Here is a 19,068-nt window from a genome sequence, read left to right on the forward strand (position 1 = left end):
AACCTTTGTTAAACTTGTATATAAGCATTGAAATTCTTAAGTATCATATATTTTTATATGTCCGAAGAAACCATTGGCGTCAAACAACTCTATCGCTCACTTCCACGCATTGCTCGCGCTACCAAGAAGGGGTATTCATTCGTGGTTGTTAAATATTCCGAACCGCTTTTCCGCATCGAGCCGATTACGTCACGCAGCAAAGAATATACTCGTTACGACATGGAAAAACTGCAATTTAAGGGAAGTAAAACGTCAAGCAAGGATATTGATACGATCCTCTATGGTCATTCTCGATAGCACTGTCTGGATCGCATATCTGGACACGAAGGATTTTAGGCATACTAAAGTACATTCGCTGTATCATTCTCTCCAAGATGAAATTCTTATTCCGGAATATGTGATGAGCGAAGTATGCTCTGTTTTGGCGTCAAAGAACAAAAAAGAAACAGCAGATGCTTTTATTGAAATTGCCGAGAGCAATGCGGATATTGAAATTCTTCCTTCTTCACCTCAATTTTTCAAAGATGTGCGCGTCGCGTTTCAGAAATTGCGCTCAAAACATTTTTCTTTTGTCGATGTGTCGTTGATGGTTTTGTCCTCTCTCTATCCGGTCATAACGCTGGACGTCAAGCTCGATAAGTTCTTGAAAAAAAAGATCAGTAACATAGCGCTTAAACGTATTGACGCATAATACAAAGGATGATAGTTTTTTATCATGCCGGAGTGGTGAAATTGGCATACACGCACGACTCAAAATCGTGTGCCGAAAGGCTTGAGGGTTCAAGTCCCTCCTCCGGCATTTGAAAAATAGTTATGAAAATTTTTGCTCTCTACACGGACATTTTACTGACACGCAAACCGGATTGGTTTGATTCGTTTGTTGCACGCTACAATCCATGGGGCCTACACGTTACCCTTAAGCAGGCATGCTTTATTGATGATGAAAATTCGATGATCTTAAGAAAAGAGTTGCACAATTTTTTTCTCAACGTAAAGCGATGTCACATCCCATGGACATCCGTTTTAACACTATTCAAACGGGCAGCAATGGAAGTCATGCCATTATTGTTCTTGCAGAAAAAAATGAAGAGATCATGCAGTTGCAAATGGACATTTGCCTGGCGTTTTCAGATTATACAAACTATGTCGATCCGGATACAGAAAGACACCAAAAAAATTTCAAGCCCCACATTGTAATTTCCTACAGTATTCCGGAAAGCGAGTATCAAAAGAGCTTAGAAATAGTGAAGGATGGATGCGAATGTGAAGGAGCGATACATACTGTTATCCTTTCCGTTATTGAACAGAGAACCATAGAGGAAGCAAAGAATCCTGCTAATGTGACAGTGTTTGCACTTTAATCCTTTTTATCAACTTCTATGATCATCACATGGTTGGGACAAGCATGTTTTGAGATTCAATCAGGAAATACCACGATCATTATAGATCCCTATGATGAGAAAATCGGCTTCAAGCTTCCGGTCTGCAATCCGGATATTCTACTCATAACCCATGCTCATTACGACCACTCGAATGTAAAAGCATTTCCCGCTACAGCAACCGTGATCGATAAGCCTGGCGAATACACTAGTGGAAATATTTCAGTACGAGGAATTCAGGCATTTCATGACAATGTTCAAGGCGCGCAACGCGGGCTTAATACGATCTATAGAATAGAGCTTGAGGGCGTTTCGCTCGTTCATATGGGAGATTTCGGCGAAGAAAACATTCGTCCTGAAACACTTGAAGCAATCGGGAATGTAGATATTTTGATGATTCCTGTTGGCGGCACCTATACGATTGATGGCGCGCAAGCCGCTGTTATCGCAAAAAAAATCGCAGCACCGATTACTATTCCTATGCATTATTTTATTCCCGGTTTAAATATCCAGCTCGCTGATGCATCATCCTTTTTGGAGCATATGGGAGTGCCGGGTTCCACTCCTCATGATGAGCTTAAAATAACACAAGAAGACTTCAAAAAAGATAGTCAAGAAGTAATCGTCCTTTCCAGAGCGTCCTCTTGATGATATAGTACTATACTAAGTATTTATTCTTTATCTTTTTATTTATGCTGTGTCCGACTATGAAAGATCCTGCAAAATGCGCGCAATGGGGACTCTTCATCTTACGTCTTGTCGTTGGGTTTATTTTTGTGTTTCATGGTTTTCAAAAGTTCGCGCTCTGGGGCAACGCAGGTGCGTCTATGGCGCCAAGTATGCTACTGTTAATGCAATTCACCTCTGTCGTTGAATTCGTCGCCGGACTTGCTTTGATGGCGGGGATGTGGACGCGATTAGCTGCCGCAGCTTTGGCTATTATCATGATTGGCTCGATCTATTTTCTCCAATTCGTCATGAATGTGGGTTTCTCGACGTCAACAGGCGCAGGATGGGAATATAACCTTACACTCCTGGCCGCGTTAGTCTGTTTGAAATTTGGCGGTCCCGGAGTATTCGCATGCAAGGGTTGTTGTGGTAAGGAAAAATCAGGAGAGCAAGAGAAAAGCGCATAGGGTTTTCTTGCATAAAATATCGGTTAGTGATAGACTTTCCGCGCGGGGTGGAGAAGTCTGGCATCTCGCCTGGCTCATAACCAGGAGGTCGCGGGTTCAAATCCCGCCCCCGCAACAGAGATACTCATCGAACACGGTGGGTATTTTTGTTTGCTACTATTAGTGAAAATGGAGACAGAAACCATTTTTTCCGAAAGCAAAGTAATGCATTCCCATTTATTCATAACAGGGGTGACATTTTAACTTCCCGTTGACACTCGTATTTCATTCTTGACATGTACATGATATAATGATAAAAAGAGCATTAATCATACTATATGGGAATTTTGAAGCAAACTAGAGACTACGCTATTCGTTTATTAAACGGAAGGGAATCTGTCCCGCGCGGTCTTTTTGAATCTCAGCAATATTTTCGTCAGTATGATCCAATTTTCTTTCGTACAGAGCGACAGGGAGACGGTTCAATTATCGCAACGAGTGAAAATTTTCGATACGGAAGTATTATTACACATTCTCAAACAGAAGAAGATCTTAATGAAAAAATTAAAGATGCAATTTTAACTGCATTTGAGGTTCCTTCTTCCTATGCGAAGGAGGCAAATATTCAGCAAGTGGATAGGGTAGGCAACGAAAATAAACAATATGCCTTCTCGTAGTAAGTTACCTGGAGAATTATCCTAAAGAAAATTTCTTAAAGCGCTACAACGTCTCGGGTTTGATATCAATACGATTGGTGGAAAGGGTGATCATGTCAAAATTATCTGGTTGAAAAACCAAAAATCAATCAGTGTTGATAGAAATCTTAGAAAGGATGTTCTCTATTATCTCCTCAAAGAAATTGAAACTATTTCAGAGGTAACATGGGAAGAAATTAAACGAGAGCTATAATTCATATAAGAACAACCTACAACTATCTATGACAACATTTTCTCTAGATATCTCAAGGGATCAAAAAAAGATAGTATTTCATAACACATCTAAAAGATTCGTTGAGGTTTTGTTTGATATTGATGGAATGGATGCTAGATGTGGTGGGCAATTTTCACTCTCAGTGCGTGGGTATGCAATTCCGCCTGAAATGGAAAAAAGCATTTCAAAACTCAAAGACGGTAATCCTCTTCCCATGAGAAACCAAGGAACTGTTACGGCATATGTTTTTGATGGCGATGCACGCTATCGAGATGAAGATATTGACCTTCCTGCGTTTCTTCGTCACCGAATTGTCAGAAAAATACGTTTTACCCGATCTGGAAACAAGCCAATTGAAATAGTGCAAAAAAGTTATTAGTACCTTAAATAGGGGTATTATTGGGCTATACTACCCGCATTTCTTGACAGTACGCGGTTCTTTTTAATCCCACTCCCGCAACAGAAACGTTCAACGCAAAAACGTTGGACTTTTTTGTTGAACGGGGAGCAACACAGCTACTTGTGTCGCGTTGGGATTTGAATGGCACAGCCATGTTTGGTGAGAAAAGATATTGGAACCATTTTCTTGCCTAATAAAAAAACCGACCAAAGGAAGGTCGGTGCATGTTTCTTGTGTTACGCTTCTAATGAATGAGTAAGCGCTTTCTTGATAGTGGCTACGAGTGCATCAAATCGATTGCCTGTATCACCGACCGGACCCTGATACATTCTTCTAAATATTTGTCAATGCCACTACAGTGCATCTATACATGATATCTTGATATTTTTGAGAGAATGAGTAAAAATATAAACACCTTACTTTAGGAGTTACATTATGATACACATCGGAACAAAAAGCCCTACGAAGACTAAAGCGATTATCGATATTGCCGCAGAATATCCGTTGCTGAAAAATTCTGATTTCCAGAGCTTCAAAACAGAGTCGTGTGTTTCCGATCAGCCGATGACACTTGAGGAAACAATCAGTGGAGCGCAAAACAGGGCAAAAAATGTTTTTAACGAATGTGATTATGCTTTTGGCATCGAATCGGGAATAATGCCGATTCCCGGATCAAAGACGGGTTATATGGATGTTACAGTTTGCGCGATATATGATGGTAAGGAATTTCATCTCGGCATGGCATCCCTCTTTGAATATCCTACTGCAGTAACAAAACTCGTCGTTGAAAAAAATATGGAGATAAGCACTGCCTTTAAGGAAGCCGGGTTAACTGCAAAAGAAAAAATAGGGTATGAGGAGGGTGTTATTGGATTTCTGACAAAGGGCAGATTGCCCATCATTGAATACTATAAACAGGCGATCAGAACAGCATTAATCCATCTGGAAAACAAAGAATTATTTTATAATGAAAAATAAGGGAAGACGTATGCAAATGAAAAAACTACTCATGTTCTCATCTATCGCGGCGATCGTTGCAGGTTTTGTTTTGGTAGCGGGCGGCCTATGGGGCATGTCGTTTACCTATGCGAATGTCGTTCGGGAAAGCATCATTACGCCTAAAGATGCGGCATTTCCTGAGGTGTCCGTGAGAGGGCCGCTGACATTGAAGGTGGAGGCAGATATCATTCGTAAGCACACCTTGAAACTGACGGAAGGGAAAACATTCGCTCAAATGCCCCGAGAGATACCGAAATTGAACGGGGATGGGAGTCCCTTGCTTGATGCGGAAGGAAAACCGATGATGGAGCAAAACACTGCGCGGGATATTTGGATTACCGCTACGACACTGATTACGGCGCTTAATATGGGCATTTTGGCGTATGCATTTTTCGGTATGGTTCTTTTGGCCGGCCTGATCTCCCTTTGGACCGGATTCGTCTTCTGGATGCTGGGTAAAGAGATTGCCATGAAATCTAAACCTTTTACGAATATATGACGATAGAAGAAAAGCTGCAAGCAGTACAGCAAGACATTGAAGTAATCAAAGCACGAAATACTCGTGTTGAGGCAGAGAAGGCGTGGGAGATAAGTATGTTTCGTGTCATTATAATCGCTAGCATCACCTATGGTGTCGCTGTGTTTATTCTCCATTCTCTCGGAGTAAAAGATTTTTTTCTTAACGCTCTTATACCGACAGTAGGCTATATCCTTTCAACACAGTCGCTGCCAGTTATAAAGAAGTGGTGGACGAAGAACTATCTTAAGAAAAAAAATTAAAAATAATGATATCGCTTTTGATTGAGTAACTTTGATACATACTACAGCCCTCTTTTTATTTCCCGTTGACAATTTCCCGTTAGATATGGACAACACAATTTCATTATGCCATACTCTACCTATTATTCGGCAGGGTAGCTCAGCTGGTTAGAGCAGGGCCTTCATAAGGCCAAGGTCGCGGGTCCGAGTCCCGCCCCTGCCATGGAATGGCATTAGTATCAGAAAATACGGCTTCATTAACCGTATTTTTTGATTTCTCGCTTCTAACCCGCTACACTGATATTATATGAATATAAGAATACATGGTTTATTATTTACCCTACTTTGTATAAGTTTTTTGGGTAGTGTGGCAATAGGGCATGCATATGCGAAACAACAGGATATGCATGGGCGGATTCTTCTCCAGGTGCAGGAGCGTGGAGAGGCATGGTATGTGAAGCCAACAGACGGAAAGCGCGTATATATGGGACGCCCTGATGACGCATTTCGCATTATGCGCCAGCTTGGCATTGGTATTAGTAACAATGATCTTCAGAGAATACCGATCGCACCAGTTCCTTTTCTTTTTAGCCGCAGTGACGATGATCTTGACGAACTTTCCCCGGAACTTGAAAAAAGTTTTGGCACCGATCCTGCAAAAGCGGATACTGATGGTGACGGACATAGCGATAAAGAAGAGATGGAAAATGGATATGATCCACTTGGTCCCGGAAAGCTTTCTTTGGACACGCGTTTTGCGGCAAAGAAAAAAGGTATCATCTTTCTCCAAGTGGAAAGCGCTGGCGAGGCGTGGTATGTCAACCCTGCCGATGGCACGCGCCACTATCTTGGACGCCCGTATGATGCATGGAATATCATGAAAACGACCGGACTCGGTATTTCAAACAGCGACCTCTACAAAATCAAAGAGTCGATTATCGATCACCCAATTGCTTTTGATCCGGCAACGCTTGATGCAGGTGAGCGCATCGGAACAACACAGGTGCGATCTGTGGAGAAGCACGCTTATCAGGCTCCCCGTGATCCAGACTATACAATACATCTTGTCGGAGAGCTCACACTTACCGGGAGCATTCTTACCGATGAGCGATGCATTCACGAGATCGACCAATCTTCGCGTGAACGGGTGCCATACGCGAGTCAAGCCGGGTTCGATGGTTTGATTTGCTTTACCAATACTGCACAGTTTGACAGGGTAGTTGAAGCGCAATCAATCAAAGGAACACGCATGCAACCGATGAGCGCAATGATTGTAGTAGATAATCTTACTCTCACAACCGATAATAGAGATAATGCTACCTACACAGCCGAATTCCTCGAGTTTAAAGGTCCTGCGAAACAAGTCCTTCAAGAAGAGACTATTCCTCGCAGATAGCAGCTATTCATAGATACCCGTACTGTGCGCATCTTTACCGCCATTGGTTTTCTACTACCTGCCGTTATTGATGTCATTGTTACGCTCGTCGGACAGCCGCCTGGATATTGGCAAAACTATCAAGCGGTGCAGGAGGGTTCCCCGGGAGGACTTGCTCTTCTTTCCATTCATCCCGGACTCTTTATAGTGGTTTTTTCGGTATATGTGGCATTAACAGCCTTCATTTTATTACGATGGAAAAACGCCTATACGCTCATTTTCGGCATCGCAGTATTTACGGGGCATGCATGGGGAAGTTCAAGTTGGATTCCCGTTCTGTTTCACGGTTTGAATTGGTATTCTATGATTGTTTATTTCATCTTAATCTCACTGCCGTTGGGCATTGCGCTTAACAGGGAAATGCAACATACTGTTCTTAGTAAATAACTATTCATAATAAGGAGCATCTATGACACATGCCGAACCAAAGGAAGGTGGTTTTGAGCGTTTAGTTGACCAATTAACAGCAAAGGACGTAAAAGAAGGTGATCAAATACGTATTACAACGAAGAGTGGCAGCACATACGAGTTCCTGTATACAGCCGGAATGCTTGTGGCGAAAGGCGAGGGACATACGCTTGCAAAAACATTTGGAAGTTTTAAAGATGTCCGCGCCGGAGAACATCTTGATTTCGGACTCCATCGTACAAGTAGAGTGCAGGGCATTACGCATATTCGCCCCAGCACCAAAGAAGCGATCATGCTATCGCCGGAAGCGAGCCTTGCTGTCAGAGCTAAGATGAAATTAGCCATGGCAGGATCCAATGGAGTGGCACTAAGCGGCGAGGAGTCAAATGCCCTTCGTAAGCTTTACGGCATTCCAAGCATATCTCCAGAGCAAGAGTCGCCGAAGTAGAGCGTCTTGACTCTCATGTGGATAACAAATAAAAATCGACCTAAAACAGAGGCTTTGCTCACTGCCCCATACGCGATATACTAACAATAGAATAATCACTACAAACCAATGCCCCTACCCTATAATGAGTACCGATGTTCAACATGCCGCAAGCTGCTATGTAAGGGTTTATTGGTGGAGGGCGAGGTCGAGATCAAGTGCAAGTCATGCCATGGCCTTACTACTGTCAAAGCTGCTACGATGAACGAATACCTCTGCGGCATCCGCAATTGCCCCCAGCGGGTGCGAATGGACTACCAAAGCTAATACACCATCCTTTGAAGCTCTTGAAGCTCAAAACAGGCGTTTTGAGTTTTTTGTTATAAAACAAGATATTTCTTTTAGAAATTATATTTTTAATGCTAACGAATACGTTGTATGGCATACCCCATGGTCATCAAACGGGATGGCACGAAGACTGTTTTTGAAACAGACCGCATAACTCATGCAATTACGGCAGCTATTGAAGCAACCAAGGAGTGCGACGTTTCGGAAGTAAGAAAGATAACTGCAATAGTGGTACGGTTTATCTCAAAGCCAAATAAATCACAGCAAGAAATTGCCGTCGAAGAAATTCAGGATATTGTGGAATTTGCGCTTATGAGCGCGGGGCTGTATCGGACTGCGCGAGCATACATCGTGTATCGCGAAAAGCATGCGCAGGTGCGCGCAACGGGAGGAGTGGCAATTGATGTTGCAAATACCATTAATGAGTACCTCAGGCAATCTGATTGGCGCGTGAATGAAAATGCAAATCAAGGATACTCGCTTGGGGGTATGATTTTGAATACTTCAGGAAAGCTTGTAGCAAATTACTGGCTGAATAATATTTATTCCAAAGAAATTGCCGACGCGCATATCGAAGGCGATTTCCATATTCATGATTTAAGTATGTTTTCGGGATACTGCGCTGGCTGGAGTATTCGTCAACTACTAGAAGAAGGCTTAAACGGCGTTCCCGGTAAAGTATCATCAGCGCCGCCGAAACATTTGGAAACAGCTGTTGCGCAAATGGTTAATTTTTTGGGGACACTGCAGAATGAATGGGCGGGCGCGCAGGCGTTTTCCTCATTCGACACCTACCTTGCTCCGTTTATTAAAAAAGATGAAATGGAGTATAGACAGGTAAAACAGTGTGTACAACAATTTGTTTTCAATTTGAATGTTCCGTCGCGTTGGGGAACACAGACTCCCTTCACGAATATCACGCTTGATTGGGTCTGCCCTGAGGATATGCGGGATAAGCACCCGCTGATCGGCGGTGTTGAGCAAGTCTTCACGTACGGCGAGTGCCAGAAAGAAATGGATATCATCAATAGAGTATTCCTTGAAGTGATGAATGAGGGTGATTATAACGGACGCACATTTACGTTTCCCATTCCAACATACAATATCACCAAAGATTTTGATTGGGAAAATGAAAACGTTCAGCTTTTGTTTGAAATGACAGCAAAGTACGGCATACCTTATTTCCAAAATTTCATCAATTCATCACTCAACCCAAGCGATGTTCGCAGTATGTGTTGTCGGTTGCAGCTTGACTTGCGAGAGTTGCGCTTACGCGGCGGCGGTTTGTTCGGATCTGCTGAAATGACTGGCAGTATAGGTGTTGTGACAATCAATCTTCCACGTATCGGGTATTTGTCAAAAACAAAGCAGGAATTTTTTGATCGGTTGAAAAAACTCATGGACTTGGCAAAAGAATCACTCGAAACAAAACGCAAAGTAGTTGAAAAAAATATCGAACAGGGGCTTCTGCCATTCACCAAGCGCTACCTTCCTTCATTGAATAATCACTTTCTAACCATTGGGCTTAATGGGATGAACGAAGCGTGCCTAAACTTTGTCGGCGAAGATATTGCGTCGCAGCGAGGGAAGGCCTTTGCTATGGAAGTACTTCATTTTATGCGCGACCGTTTGGCGGATTACCAAGAACAAACAGGACACTTGTTTAATTTGGAAGCAACTCCGGCAGAAGGGGTCGCCTATCGATTGCCAAAAGAAGACCAACTTCGTTTTCCGGGTATTATTCAGGCTGGTACTGCCGAAGCACCCTACTATACAAATTCGTCTCATCTTCCTGTCGACTATACCGATGATCCACTTGCAGCACTCGATCACCAGGACGACCTTCAAGCTCTGTACACTGGCGGCACCGTACTCCATCTGTTTTTGGGAGAGAGAGTTGCTGACTGGAAAACATGCAGAGAGTTTGTGAAAAAAGTCGCTGAAAATTATCGCTTGCCCTACTTTACTATTACGCCGACATTCAGTATTTGCCAGTCCCATGGGTATATTTCCGGGGAAATTCCCGAATGTACGACTTGTGGAGCGGCAACAGAAATATGGTCCCGCATCGTTGGATATTACCGTCCGGTAGACCAGTGGCACAAAGCAAAACAGAGCGAATATACAGATCGGCTGGAATACCTTGTTGATGAAAAACAGCAACAGCAACACGTTTTTGAAGAAGTGAAAGAGCCATGTGTTGTGCGCCAGGCAGTCATTGCTTAGTAAAAATACTATGCGTATTGGCGGCTTCCAACCCTTGAGCCTTATCGATTATCCCGGCAAGCCGTGTTCGATCATTTTTACGCAAGGGTGTGTTTTCAAATGTTCCTATTGCCACAATCCCGACCTTATTCCTCTTGAGTCACAGCATTCCCGCGATATACCAACACTGTTCGAGTTTCTTACAAAAAGAAAAAAAATGATAGACGCCATCTGTATTACAGGGGGTGAGCCGACCATTCAGTCGGGACTTATCGCATTTCTGCGGCAGTTGAAAGAAATGGGATTCTTCGTGAAGCTTGATACAAATGGTATCAGGCCTTCTGTTGTTGCGGAGAGTATTCAGCAGAGCCTTGTTGATTATATTGCAATGGATATCAAAGCGCCGTGGGAAAAGTATCGTGATATTGCTGGCGATACAGCGAGGGAACTCGCAGCATCCTGCAGAGAATCACTTCGCATCATTCAGGATTCTTCTGTTGAACATGAATTCCGTACGACTGTTTTCCCATCTGTCCACAATGAGAATGATTTTTTTACCATGGCGGGGTATTTAAAGCCGGGTGAACAGTACTATATTCAGAAAACTCAATTTACCAGAGTGCTGGATCCTTCCATTCATCGTGAGATGGAATACGACATACAGGAGATTGTTTCAAATCTTGCAACTCGTTATTCCTCCTTGCGCATAGCAGCGCGATAATTTTTATGGCATTTCTATGAGCGTTCAAGAAAAAGTTTCTCTTATTCTTCGTATTGGCATTTTTGGAGAATTCCTAGGTCATGGCGCTTTGGCACTTGGCATGAAAAAAGAGTGGGTAGGATGGATTGTTCAGTTGTTTGCGCTACCTTCGGAGTTGGCCGCGAATATAGTTTTTGTCATCGGCATTCTGGATATTCTTGTTGCCCTTACAGTGCTTTTCTGCCCCCAGCGATGGGTTTTGGTATGGGCGGCTTTCTGGGGGTTTGCAACTGCATTGGTGCGTCCGATTGTGGGGCAGCCGATGTGGGATTTTATCGAACGCTGGGCAAATTGGGCGGCGCCGTTAGCGCTGTGGTACCTCTTGCAGTCAAACGAAAAATGCCAAAAAACAACGGAAAAAATCAATCCCGAACGTACAATCACGGAGCTTGAATCACGGGACCTGAATTGACAAAGAGGCTTTACTGTGCTAGGATGCCGAATAATGTCCTTTCAAAAAGATTTCACAGAGGATCAAGCAGTCGCGACCTACCGCAACTTCAATGATGCCATTGGAACGGCGCGCCTCAGCTGCAGAGTATTCTGTCTTCTTGAGCAACGCATCATGAGCGAACTTAAAGTGGAGCCCGATTGGAAGTCTGATGAGCTAGTCAGTTCGCTCAAAACTTCCACTATTCGATTGGCAAGCCTCCTTGCGATGGATGGATGTGAACGAGAGAGCAAACACCTTAAAAAGCGCATGCAACTTGCAGGACCTACCGCGCTTTCCTATAGTCTGTATGGCGAAGCGATATCTAAGCTTCAGGCGGGAGATTTTTTTGCAGCTGAAAGCATCATTGAGGATGTCGAATCCAATACAATCCAAGAGGATGGACGCTTCCTGATGATCGAGAAAAAGATAAGCGAACTCATGCTTGATGAAGCTATTCAGGATATCGAAGAGATCGGCGATCCGGCAATGAGACTCCCCCTCCTTGCACTACTCTCTTCTGCATTCGCGTCCGTGGATCTTGTTAAGGCTAATACCTATCTCGATGAAGCAATCGAGATTGCAAAACGGTCTATTCGTCCAACACTTGAACAGCTCATCAAAGATGATCAAGAGTCAGATCCAATCTATCTCCTTGCACCTGCGTACTATGCATGTGATCGCCTCCAAGAGGGTATCGATTTCATCATGGTTCAAGAAGACCAGCTCATGCAAGATATCCTTCTGCAGTCAATGGTAAACGCCTTGGTGTTTGATGATGTGCAAAAATGGGGTATTCTTGTCTCCTATGTCGAGAAGATCCGTAATTCCTTGATTCAAACAGAACTGTTTGTCCGTATCTCGGCCAACCAGAGGAAGAATGACGAGAGAGGTGATGAGATGCTGAAACGCGCTGAAGAAAGTTTCGCGCAAAGCACACATGCCGATGAGATATGCGAGGGTCACTACGACATGATTCAACAGATCCTTTACCAGCACTTGGTAGGACGCGACCCACTCACCTATATTGACGTGGAGCCTCCTACGCAGCTTAGGGAAATGATGTACTATGCGGTCAGTGCTGAGCTGTTAAAACAAGGATATGATCAAGAAGCCCTGCAATATGCTCAAGCAACTCAAAGTACGACGGCCTATGGAAATGTCATAATTCATAGCATCTCTGATGATTTAGCACCAAGCTTAAAAGAAATTCTTGCAACTGTTGTAGATGCTTCTGACAGAGCTGTTTTGCTTGCTGCCACTCTTTCACAATGCATAGCCATGGGCATTGCACGTTTGAAGATAAAATCAATCCAGCAGGCTTTCTTTCAGGCGGTTGCCGCTTCGATCAACACATTGGATGCATGGCAGACGGCACGCGTCTTTGACGCCCTCTGTAGTGATGCACAGACTCACATGGATCTATGTCATACATGGTCACTTCGCATTCCGCTCGATATGCACCGCAGGATCTTCCTTGATGGTATTGCAAAAAAGGATCAAGAGCTTCTCGCCGGCATTTTCATTTCAGTCCCATTTGCAAAACAGGATGAAATGTTGAAGGTTGTGCGCGGCAGAAATCCGTTTCTAGCACGCCAGATCAGTGCGGAAATGAATAAAAATCCATTTATCGAACAGTCGCCTCAATGAGAGGCGATTTTTTTTGACTAACAGATCATTGAATAATACATTGTGTACACTATGCCCACGTCTCATCCAACAATCCAAGAGCTTCAACAACATTCAAGATATAGGGTAGTGTACTACAGGATTCTGCTAGAGCGGCGGCTTGAGAAAACGAACGTAGCACTAGAGTGCATGCAAAGGGTGCTATTTTAATTTTCCATTATCACGACATGAGTGTTGACAATTCGGCATAAATCTTGTACACTTCCATTAACTATGGATGCATGTACGGCAAAAAAAGTACCGCCAATTACATTCCATGCAGTTCTTGCCCTCTGCACTGCATTGATTGTTGTTTTTGTATTGAGTTGTTTTATTACAACCATTGCTGAGGCGCAGATGGATATGGAAGGCCTTGCGGCGCATGGAATGATGTCTGATCATGATACTCAGAAATCGCACGATCATCATGGTGTGATTGCGGTGCTTGGGCAAAAGGAATGGTCGGGAGCGCTTTCGCTCATGCTCATAAGTTTTCTTTTTCTTTCCCATAAAATATTTGTATTATTCATTTCCCTAACTGCGTCAAACTGGTTCCGTTTCCGAAGGCGTTGGCGGAGGGGGCGTCTCAACAGCTTTCTATTTAGGTTTTTGCGGCAGGGCATACTGCATCCAAAAATATTTTAACATCTTAGATGCGTTTCTGTTTTTTGCATTTTACGCATAAGATGTTTTTTGGTATGAAGAAAAAAATTATATTCAGTATCGCATTCCTCGTGGTTGCCGGAACGTCAGTTTTTATCGTTGTATCAGCTCGCGGGGGAATAGCAGCAAAAAATCAGGATACCACATCGGCTACGAGTACACCGGCAGTTTCCGATCTGCCCTTGGAGCGCGCACAGGGAGATGGCATGGCTGGCGCCGACCGGTCATTTGCATCATGGGCGGGCGAGCTTATCTCGCCATCCACCCTTGAAGTCCATTCGTTAAGCGAGGGTGTTCTTACGGGATTTGAAGTGCGCGTAGGACAACGAGTGGGAAAGGGAGCTGTCATAGCGCGGCTTTCTTCCCCTCCGGCAAGCGTAGAGCGGGCAAATGTGTCTGCCGAGCGCATGCAATCCATTATCCGCGCCCGTGCAAACGCCCAGAGCACTATCGCGCTTGCAGAGTCAACAAAGAAACAGCTTCTCAAAGAGCGCGCATCATTGGAAAACTCGAAGAAAAATGTTCTTGAAGCAATAGATAGTGAATCAAAAGTAACTCAGTATATAAATGACAATTCGTTTCTTGAGTACGATCGCCTGAAGAAAGAAAAGGAGGAAGGTATCGCATATGCGGTACGCGAGCGAGATGCAGCGCGCGTGCAGCAGGAACTCAAAGAATCAACGTTGCGGACGAAGTTACGGCAAATCGTCGAAAAAAATATCAGTGATTTTACCACCAATTTTCCTGACATCGGAACATTACGAAAAAATTGGGTGCTTCGGTTTAAGTCGGGAGCAGGATCATACGGACAGGGATCCATCGACTATGAGCGCCAACTCGAGACTGTGATCCATGATCTTGAGGATCAATATTCATCGCTAGAGGAATCAGCTCTTGCGTACGCTAAGGTTGCGCGTAATTTTGTCTATGCTTCCTCTCCAAGCGAAGACATCATGCCCGCAGAAATAATAAGCTGGAAGAAAATGGCGAACGATGACCAGTCAATGATTGTTGACATAGTAAACATGATTCGGGAAATGAAACAGATGGTGAATGTAAAAGATGCAGAGGTAGCGAAAAAAAATGCTGAGCGCGATAAGGAGCTTACTTCTTCGTCAATTTCCGTCGGCTCATCAAAACTAAGATCTACGTCAACTGAAAGTGCACGCAAGAAACTGCATTCTGATACAGAACTTGAATATCTTGCAAAAGAACGGGAGATTGATACAAAAATAAGCGAACTTGAACGCGAGAAGAATGTGGCGCGGGCGGAAGTGGTAGCAACGGAAAGCTCATATAAAACATTTTTTGCCGAGCTTGGATCTCAGACTATTATTGCCCCAAAGGCAGGTATTGTTTCCGGCATCTCGAAAGTTGTCGGTGATTATGTAACGCCGGATCAAATCATTGCATCGATAAGCGATACGGATCAGATGGATTTCTTCATTCGTTTCCGCGTGCCAAGCGACGCGCGCCTTCCGCATGAGGGTGACTCTGTGTTTGTTGTTCGACCCGGTTTTCCTTTTGATAAGCAAGAAGCGGTTGTAAGCGGTATTGGGAAAACGCTTGATGCTAACGGTTCATTTGTTGCTGAAGCGGAATTTACAGCCGATGTTGATTGGCCGATTAATGCGCTTGTGCGAGTGATGGATGTGAGCGCCGTAGGGCGCATGCTGGTTCCGTTTACCGCAATCCGATGGGATGAAGAAAAGCGGCCGCATATTATCATTCAAGGCAAAGACAAAACGTTTGTCGACCGTAACGTCATAACGGGAAAAGCTATCGGAGACCGCGTTGAAGTACTTGAAGGACTCTTGCTGGGCGAAATGTATCTTGCAAAAGAAATTCCCTCAGAAAAACTTGAAGGGAAGTTGCGGTTTGAAGATTCGATGCCATACGATGCCGGATCGGCTAGCGCCGACGAAGTAATGGAGGATATGGATGGCATGGGCGATGAGTTAGGTAGTGGGGGCGGCCATAGCGGCGGCCATGAGCATGGCGAATAAACAAAAAAAGATATATGAATACTTTTTTTAAGAACGTTATTCGCTATTCAATGCATCATAAGGTTACCGTTCTCATGATCACCGGCGCTGTTGTTGTAGCAGGAATCTGGAGTCTTGCAACCATGAAAATAGACGTTCTTCCCGATGTCAATAAGCCTACGGTCGCAATTTTTGCGGAATCAGACGGCCTTGCATCAGAAGAAATTGAACGACTCGTAGTGAATCCCATTGAATTGATTGTTGCAGGAGTGCCAGGTGCCGAACGCATCAGAAGCACATCATCATTCGGTATCGGCATTGTGAATGTTGAGTTTCAATGGGGATCGGATGTTTACCGCAACAGGCAGGTGATTCAGGAGCGGCTCGCCCAAGCAAATCTTTCGGAGGGAGTAAAACCGATTCTTGGCCCTACAACATCGGTGATGGGAGAAATCGTATGGGCGGGAATCACGTCGACGGATGAGACAGTTACGCCTATGGAACTTCGTACATTGGCAGACTGGACAGTAAGCCCGGCACTTCTCAAAATACCGGGAATTGCGCAGGTGCTTGTCATGGGCGGCGATGTAAAGGAATGGCAGATTAATATCAACGCGCAAAGCCTGAAGCGTTACGGCTTGCAGCTTGAAGATGTTGAAATGAATGTAAAAGGCGCGTTGCGCAATCGCGGCGCAGGAATCCTGAATCAAAGCGGAATGGAATACCCCATTCGCATTATTGTTGCGCCGGCAAAGCCAGGCGACCTTGAGGCTCTGGCGGTAGGATCAAACAATGGTGTCATTGTGCGTCTTGGTGATGTTGCCCGCGTTGAAGAGCAACCAAGTATTTTGCGCGGTACTGCTGCTGTGGATGGCGCACCGGGTGTGATTTTGCGTATTGTGCGGCAGCCCGAAGCTGAAACATTGAAAGTGACCAAAGCAATCGACGAGACGCTTGCGGCATTGCAGAAATCATTTCCGAAAGGCGTGGAAATCAAAAATGATCTGTTGCGCCAGGAATGGTTTATTCATGATGGGTTAAAGAATGTCATGGATGCCTTACGCGACGGCACAATCCTGCTTATTCTTATCTTATTCTTGTTCCTGATGAATGTTCGCATTACACTAATCACACTCATAACCATTCCGTTAAGCATTTTTGTTACAGCCATAGTCTTCAAAACCATGGGATTTTCCATTAATGTTATGACGCTTGGGGGATTGGCCGTTGCAATCGGCGAGCTTGTCGACGATGCCATTGTCGGCATCGAAAATGTCTATCGGCGTTTGCGTGAGCGCACAAGCGCTATTGGTGATACCCCGGCTTCAGATGAAATTATTACGGATGCATCATGTGAAGTGCGAAACTCGATCGTGTATGCGACGGTGTTGGTAGTCATAGCATTTGTTCCCGTCTTTTTTATCCCCGGTGTTGAGGGAAGACTCTTGACTCCGTTAAGCAGTGCGTATATTGTTTCGCTCATTGCATCAATGGCGGTATCGCTCACAGTGACACCCGTCCTATGCGGCTATTTTCTTTCAAAGGTATCCTGCAAAGCGCATTCTGAAACGAAATTTGTTGCATGGCTCAAGCGCACCCTTTCTCCCTGGATTAGCTGGAGCATTGACCATCCTCGCGTGCTCATCGGAATCGTCATAGCTTCGCTCGCCATTTCAGCCGCACTGTATGGTACGGCAGGTAAAGAAGGCATCCCACCCTTCAATGAAAATTCGGCAACGATTATGGTGATCCTTCCCGTGGGAACGAGCCTTGATGAAACGAATAAAACCGTTACGGCAATAGAGCAAGATATGAAAAAGCTGCCGGGTGTGGGGCGAATCAGTCATACAACCGGCCGATCGTCGTCCGATTCGCATGGTGGGGGATCGAATAGTAGCGAGATGCAGATCGTGTTCGATGAAGAAAAATCTGGTGGCAAGGAAAACATGTTTAAACGCTTTCAGGAAGTGCTTGATCGGTATAAGGGAGCGGAGTACAGCCTTGGACAGCCGATTACTCATCGTCTTGAAGAACTTTTGTCAGGTGTGCGCGCGCCTATCGTGATCAAAGTCTTTGGCGATAGCACACATGACATCAAGAATGTTGCAGATCGCGTGCGTGCCGAATTAGCCATGCAGCCGGGGGTAAAGAATGCCCGCGTGCAAAAAGATGTTTCTGTTCCTGAGTTCAGAATATATCCGCTTACCGACCGTTTGGCACAGGGAGGTATTTCGCCGGGACGTGTTGCCGATGAGCTTGAAATGGGACTTATGGGAGATGTACTTGCCACTGTTCCGGTTGAAAATCAGCGCATCAATGTTGTTATGCGGTATGATCTTGTATCGCGCGGCAATGCCCAAGCGCTTGGGGACCTCTCTCTGCCATTTGGCGAGGGAGGCGAATCAGTTGGATCAGTCGCAGAAGTGCGCATAGAGGCGGGGAGGAACCGTTATTCGCACGAGGGGTCACGCCGCATGCTTGTGGTGAGCGCGAATTACCAAGGCAATGATATCGTAGGGGCGATTGATGCTGTGAAAAAAAATCTTGATTCTGAGCAGCAACCCACTGGGATAATCATTTCTTATGAAGGAACCTACCAAAGCCAAAAAGAAAACAGTCAGCGTCTTGCGATATTTTTTGTTGTAGGTCTGGTATTGATTTTCTTTATTCTCTTTCAGGCATTCCGCTCCATTCCTATCGTATTTCAGATTATGATGAGTATCCCGACAGTGTTTATTGGTGGGCTTATCGGCATTCTCTTGACGGGCAATATCATGAGTCTTGCGCACATGGTCGGCTTCATTTCGCTTACCGGCATAGTATCGCGAAACGGCATCATGCTTATTTCACGGGCACTAACGCTCGTGCGGCAGGGGTCGCCGTTTACCAAGGAAACAGTGGTTCAAGCGACACTCGATCGCGTAACGCCGGTGCTTATGACATCGACAGTTACGGCCTTGGCGCTTGTACCGCTTCTCTTGGCCAGGGATGAGCCAGGTAAGGAACTTCTCAATCCTCTCGCAGTTGTCATATTCGGAGGGCTTGTGAGTTCAACAATCATCTCGCTCTTTTTAACGCCCGCGATTTTCTACAGATTCGGAAAGAAATCGGCGTTAAAGGGGAGTCAAAATGTTTCAGGATTTTAATTATCAATACA

General features: G+C 44.7%; 19 protein-coding genes, 3 tRNA genes and 1 pseudogene. All 23 read left to right on the forward strand.

Annotated features, from left to right (window positions below):
• The first annotated feature begins 57 nt into the window (after positions 1–57).
• The 23 genes and pseudogenes from AAB400_00005 to AAB400_00115 all read left to right on the forward strand — a co-directional run bounded on the left by AAB400_00005 (position 58) and on the right by AAB400_00115 (position 19,057).
• Positions 58–297, forward strand: coding sequence for a hypothetical protein (locus tag AAB400_00005; protein ID MEK7648287.1), 240 nt, complete (start codon positions 58–60; stop codon positions 295–297).
• Positions 281–691, forward strand: coding sequence for a type II toxin-antitoxin system VapC family toxin (locus AAB400_00010; protein MEK7648288.1), 411 nt, complete (start codon positions 281–283; stop codon positions 689–691). The genes AAB400_00005 and AAB400_00010 overlap by 17 nt, the downstream gene beginning before the upstream one ends.
• A gap of 26 nt (positions 692–717) precedes the next feature.
• Positions 718–799, forward strand: a tRNA-Leu gene (locus AAB400_00015).
• Between the two features lie 163 nt (positions 800–962).
• Positions 963–1,361: pseudogene (locus AAB400_00020) on the forward strand (hypothetical protein).
• A gap of 18 nt (positions 1,362–1,379) precedes the next feature.
• The gene (locus tag AAB400_00025) at positions 1,380–2,027 is read left to right on the forward strand and encodes an MBL fold metallo-hydrolase (protein MEK7648289.1); all 648 of its coding nucleotides are present in this window, start codon (positions 1,380–1,382) and stop codon (positions 2,025–2,027) included.
• 59 nt (positions 2,028–2,086) lie between these two features.
• A complete protein-coding gene (locus tag AAB400_00030; GenBank protein MEK7648290.1) occupies positions 2,087–2,515 on the forward strand; it encodes a DoxX family protein in 429 nt (142 codons plus the stop codon).
• 41 nt (positions 2,516–2,556) lie between these two features.
• Positions 2,557–2,630, forward strand: a tRNA-Met gene (locus tag AAB400_00035).
• Positions 2,631–2,832: 202 nt separating this feature from the next.
• The gene (locus AAB400_00040) at positions 2,833–3,171 is read left to right on the forward strand and encodes a hypothetical protein (protein ID MEK7648291.1); all 339 of its coding nucleotides are present in this window, start codon (positions 2,833–2,835) and stop codon (positions 3,169–3,171) included.
• A 260-nt stretch (positions 3,172–3,431) separates the two neighbouring features.
• Entirely contained in the window at positions 3,432–3,803 is a 372-nt protein-coding gene (locus AAB400_00045) for a hypothetical protein (GenBank protein ID MEK7648292.1), read from the forward strand.
• A 456-nt stretch (positions 3,804–4,259) separates the two neighbouring features.
• Complete coding sequence (locus AAB400_00050) at positions 4,260–4,802, forward strand: inosine/xanthosine triphosphatase (GenBank protein MEK7648293.1); 543 nt, start codon at positions 4,260–4,262, stop codon at positions 4,800–4,802.
• A complete protein-coding gene (locus tag AAB400_00055) occupies positions 4,792–5,322 on the forward strand; it encodes a hypothetical protein (protein MEK7648294.1) in 531 nt (176 codons plus the stop codon). The genes AAB400_00050 and AAB400_00055 overlap by 11 nt, the downstream gene beginning before the upstream one ends.
• On the forward strand, positions 5,319–5,603 hold the full coding sequence (locus AAB400_00060; protein MEK7648295.1) for a hypothetical protein: 285 nt from the start codon (positions 5,319–5,321) through the stop codon (positions 5,601–5,603). The genes AAB400_00055 and AAB400_00060 overlap by 4 nt, the downstream gene beginning before the upstream one ends.
• 128 nt (positions 5,604–5,731) lie before the next feature.
• A tRNA-Met gene (locus tag AAB400_00065) sits at positions 5,732–5,805 on the forward strand.
• An 84-nt stretch (positions 5,806–5,889) separates the two neighbouring features.
• Positions 5,890–6,978 carry a hypothetical protein gene (locus AAB400_00070; GenBank protein MEK7648296.1) on the forward strand — a complete coding sequence of 363 codons (1,089 nt, stop codon included), beginning with the start codon at positions 5,890–5,892 and terminating at the stop codon, positions 6,976–6,978.
• Between the two features lie 24 nt (positions 6,979–7,002).
• On the forward strand, positions 7,003–7,404 hold the full coding sequence (locus AAB400_00075; protein MEK7648297.1) for a hypothetical protein: 402 nt from the start codon (positions 7,003–7,005) through the stop codon (positions 7,402–7,404).
• A 22-nt stretch (positions 7,405–7,426) separates the two neighbouring features.
• Positions 7,427–7,873, forward strand: coding sequence for a hypothetical protein (locus AAB400_00080; protein ID MEK7648298.1), 447 nt, complete (start codon positions 7,427–7,429; stop codon positions 7,871–7,873).
• 417 nt (positions 7,874–8,290) lie between these two features.
• Complete coding sequence (locus AAB400_00085) at positions 8,291–10,426, forward strand: ribonucleoside triphosphate reductase (GenBank protein MEK7648299.1); 2,136 nt, start codon at positions 8,291–8,293, stop codon at positions 10,424–10,426.
• 10 nt (positions 10,427–10,436) lie between these two features.
• Positions 10,437–11,126 carry an anaerobic ribonucleoside-triphosphate reductase activating protein gene (locus AAB400_00090; GenBank protein ID MEK7648300.1) on the forward strand — a complete coding sequence of 230 codons (690 nt, stop codon included), beginning with the start codon at positions 10,437–10,439 and terminating at the stop codon, positions 11,124–11,126.
• A gap of 16 nt (positions 11,127–11,142) precedes the next feature.
• Positions 11,143–11,577, forward strand: a complete 435-nt coding sequence (locus AAB400_00095) for a hypothetical protein (protein ID MEK7648301.1) — start codon at positions 11,143–11,145, stop codon at positions 11,575–11,577.
• Between the two features lie 33 nt (positions 11,578–11,610).
• On the forward strand, positions 11,611–13,245 hold the full coding sequence (locus AAB400_00100; protein ID MEK7648302.1) for a hypothetical protein: 1,635 nt from the start codon (positions 11,611–11,613) through the stop codon (positions 13,243–13,245).
• 252 nt (positions 13,246–13,497) lie between these two features.
• On the forward strand, positions 13,498–13,908 hold the full coding sequence (locus tag AAB400_00105; protein MEK7648303.1) for a hypothetical protein: 411 nt from the start codon (positions 13,498–13,500) through the stop codon (positions 13,906–13,908).
• A gap of 53 nt (positions 13,909–13,961) precedes the next feature.
• Complete coding sequence (locus AAB400_00110; GenBank protein ID MEK7648304.1) at positions 13,962–15,932, forward strand: HlyD family efflux transporter periplasmic adaptor subunit; 1,971 nt, start codon at positions 13,962–13,964, stop codon at positions 15,930–15,932.
• A gap of 14 nt (positions 15,933–15,946) precedes the next feature.
• The gene (locus tag AAB400_00115) at positions 15,947–19,057 is read left to right on the forward strand and encodes an efflux RND transporter permease subunit (protein MEK7648305.1); all 3,111 of its coding nucleotides are present in this window, start codon (positions 15,947–15,949) and stop codon (positions 19,055–19,057) included.
• Positions 19,058–19,068 lie beyond the last annotated feature (11 nt).

The organism is Patescibacteria group bacterium, assembly GCA_038065255.1.
In the GTDB taxonomy this organism is placed as follows: domain Bacteria; phylum Patescibacteriota; class Patescibacteriia; order JACQRZ01; family JACQRZ01; genus JBBTRI01.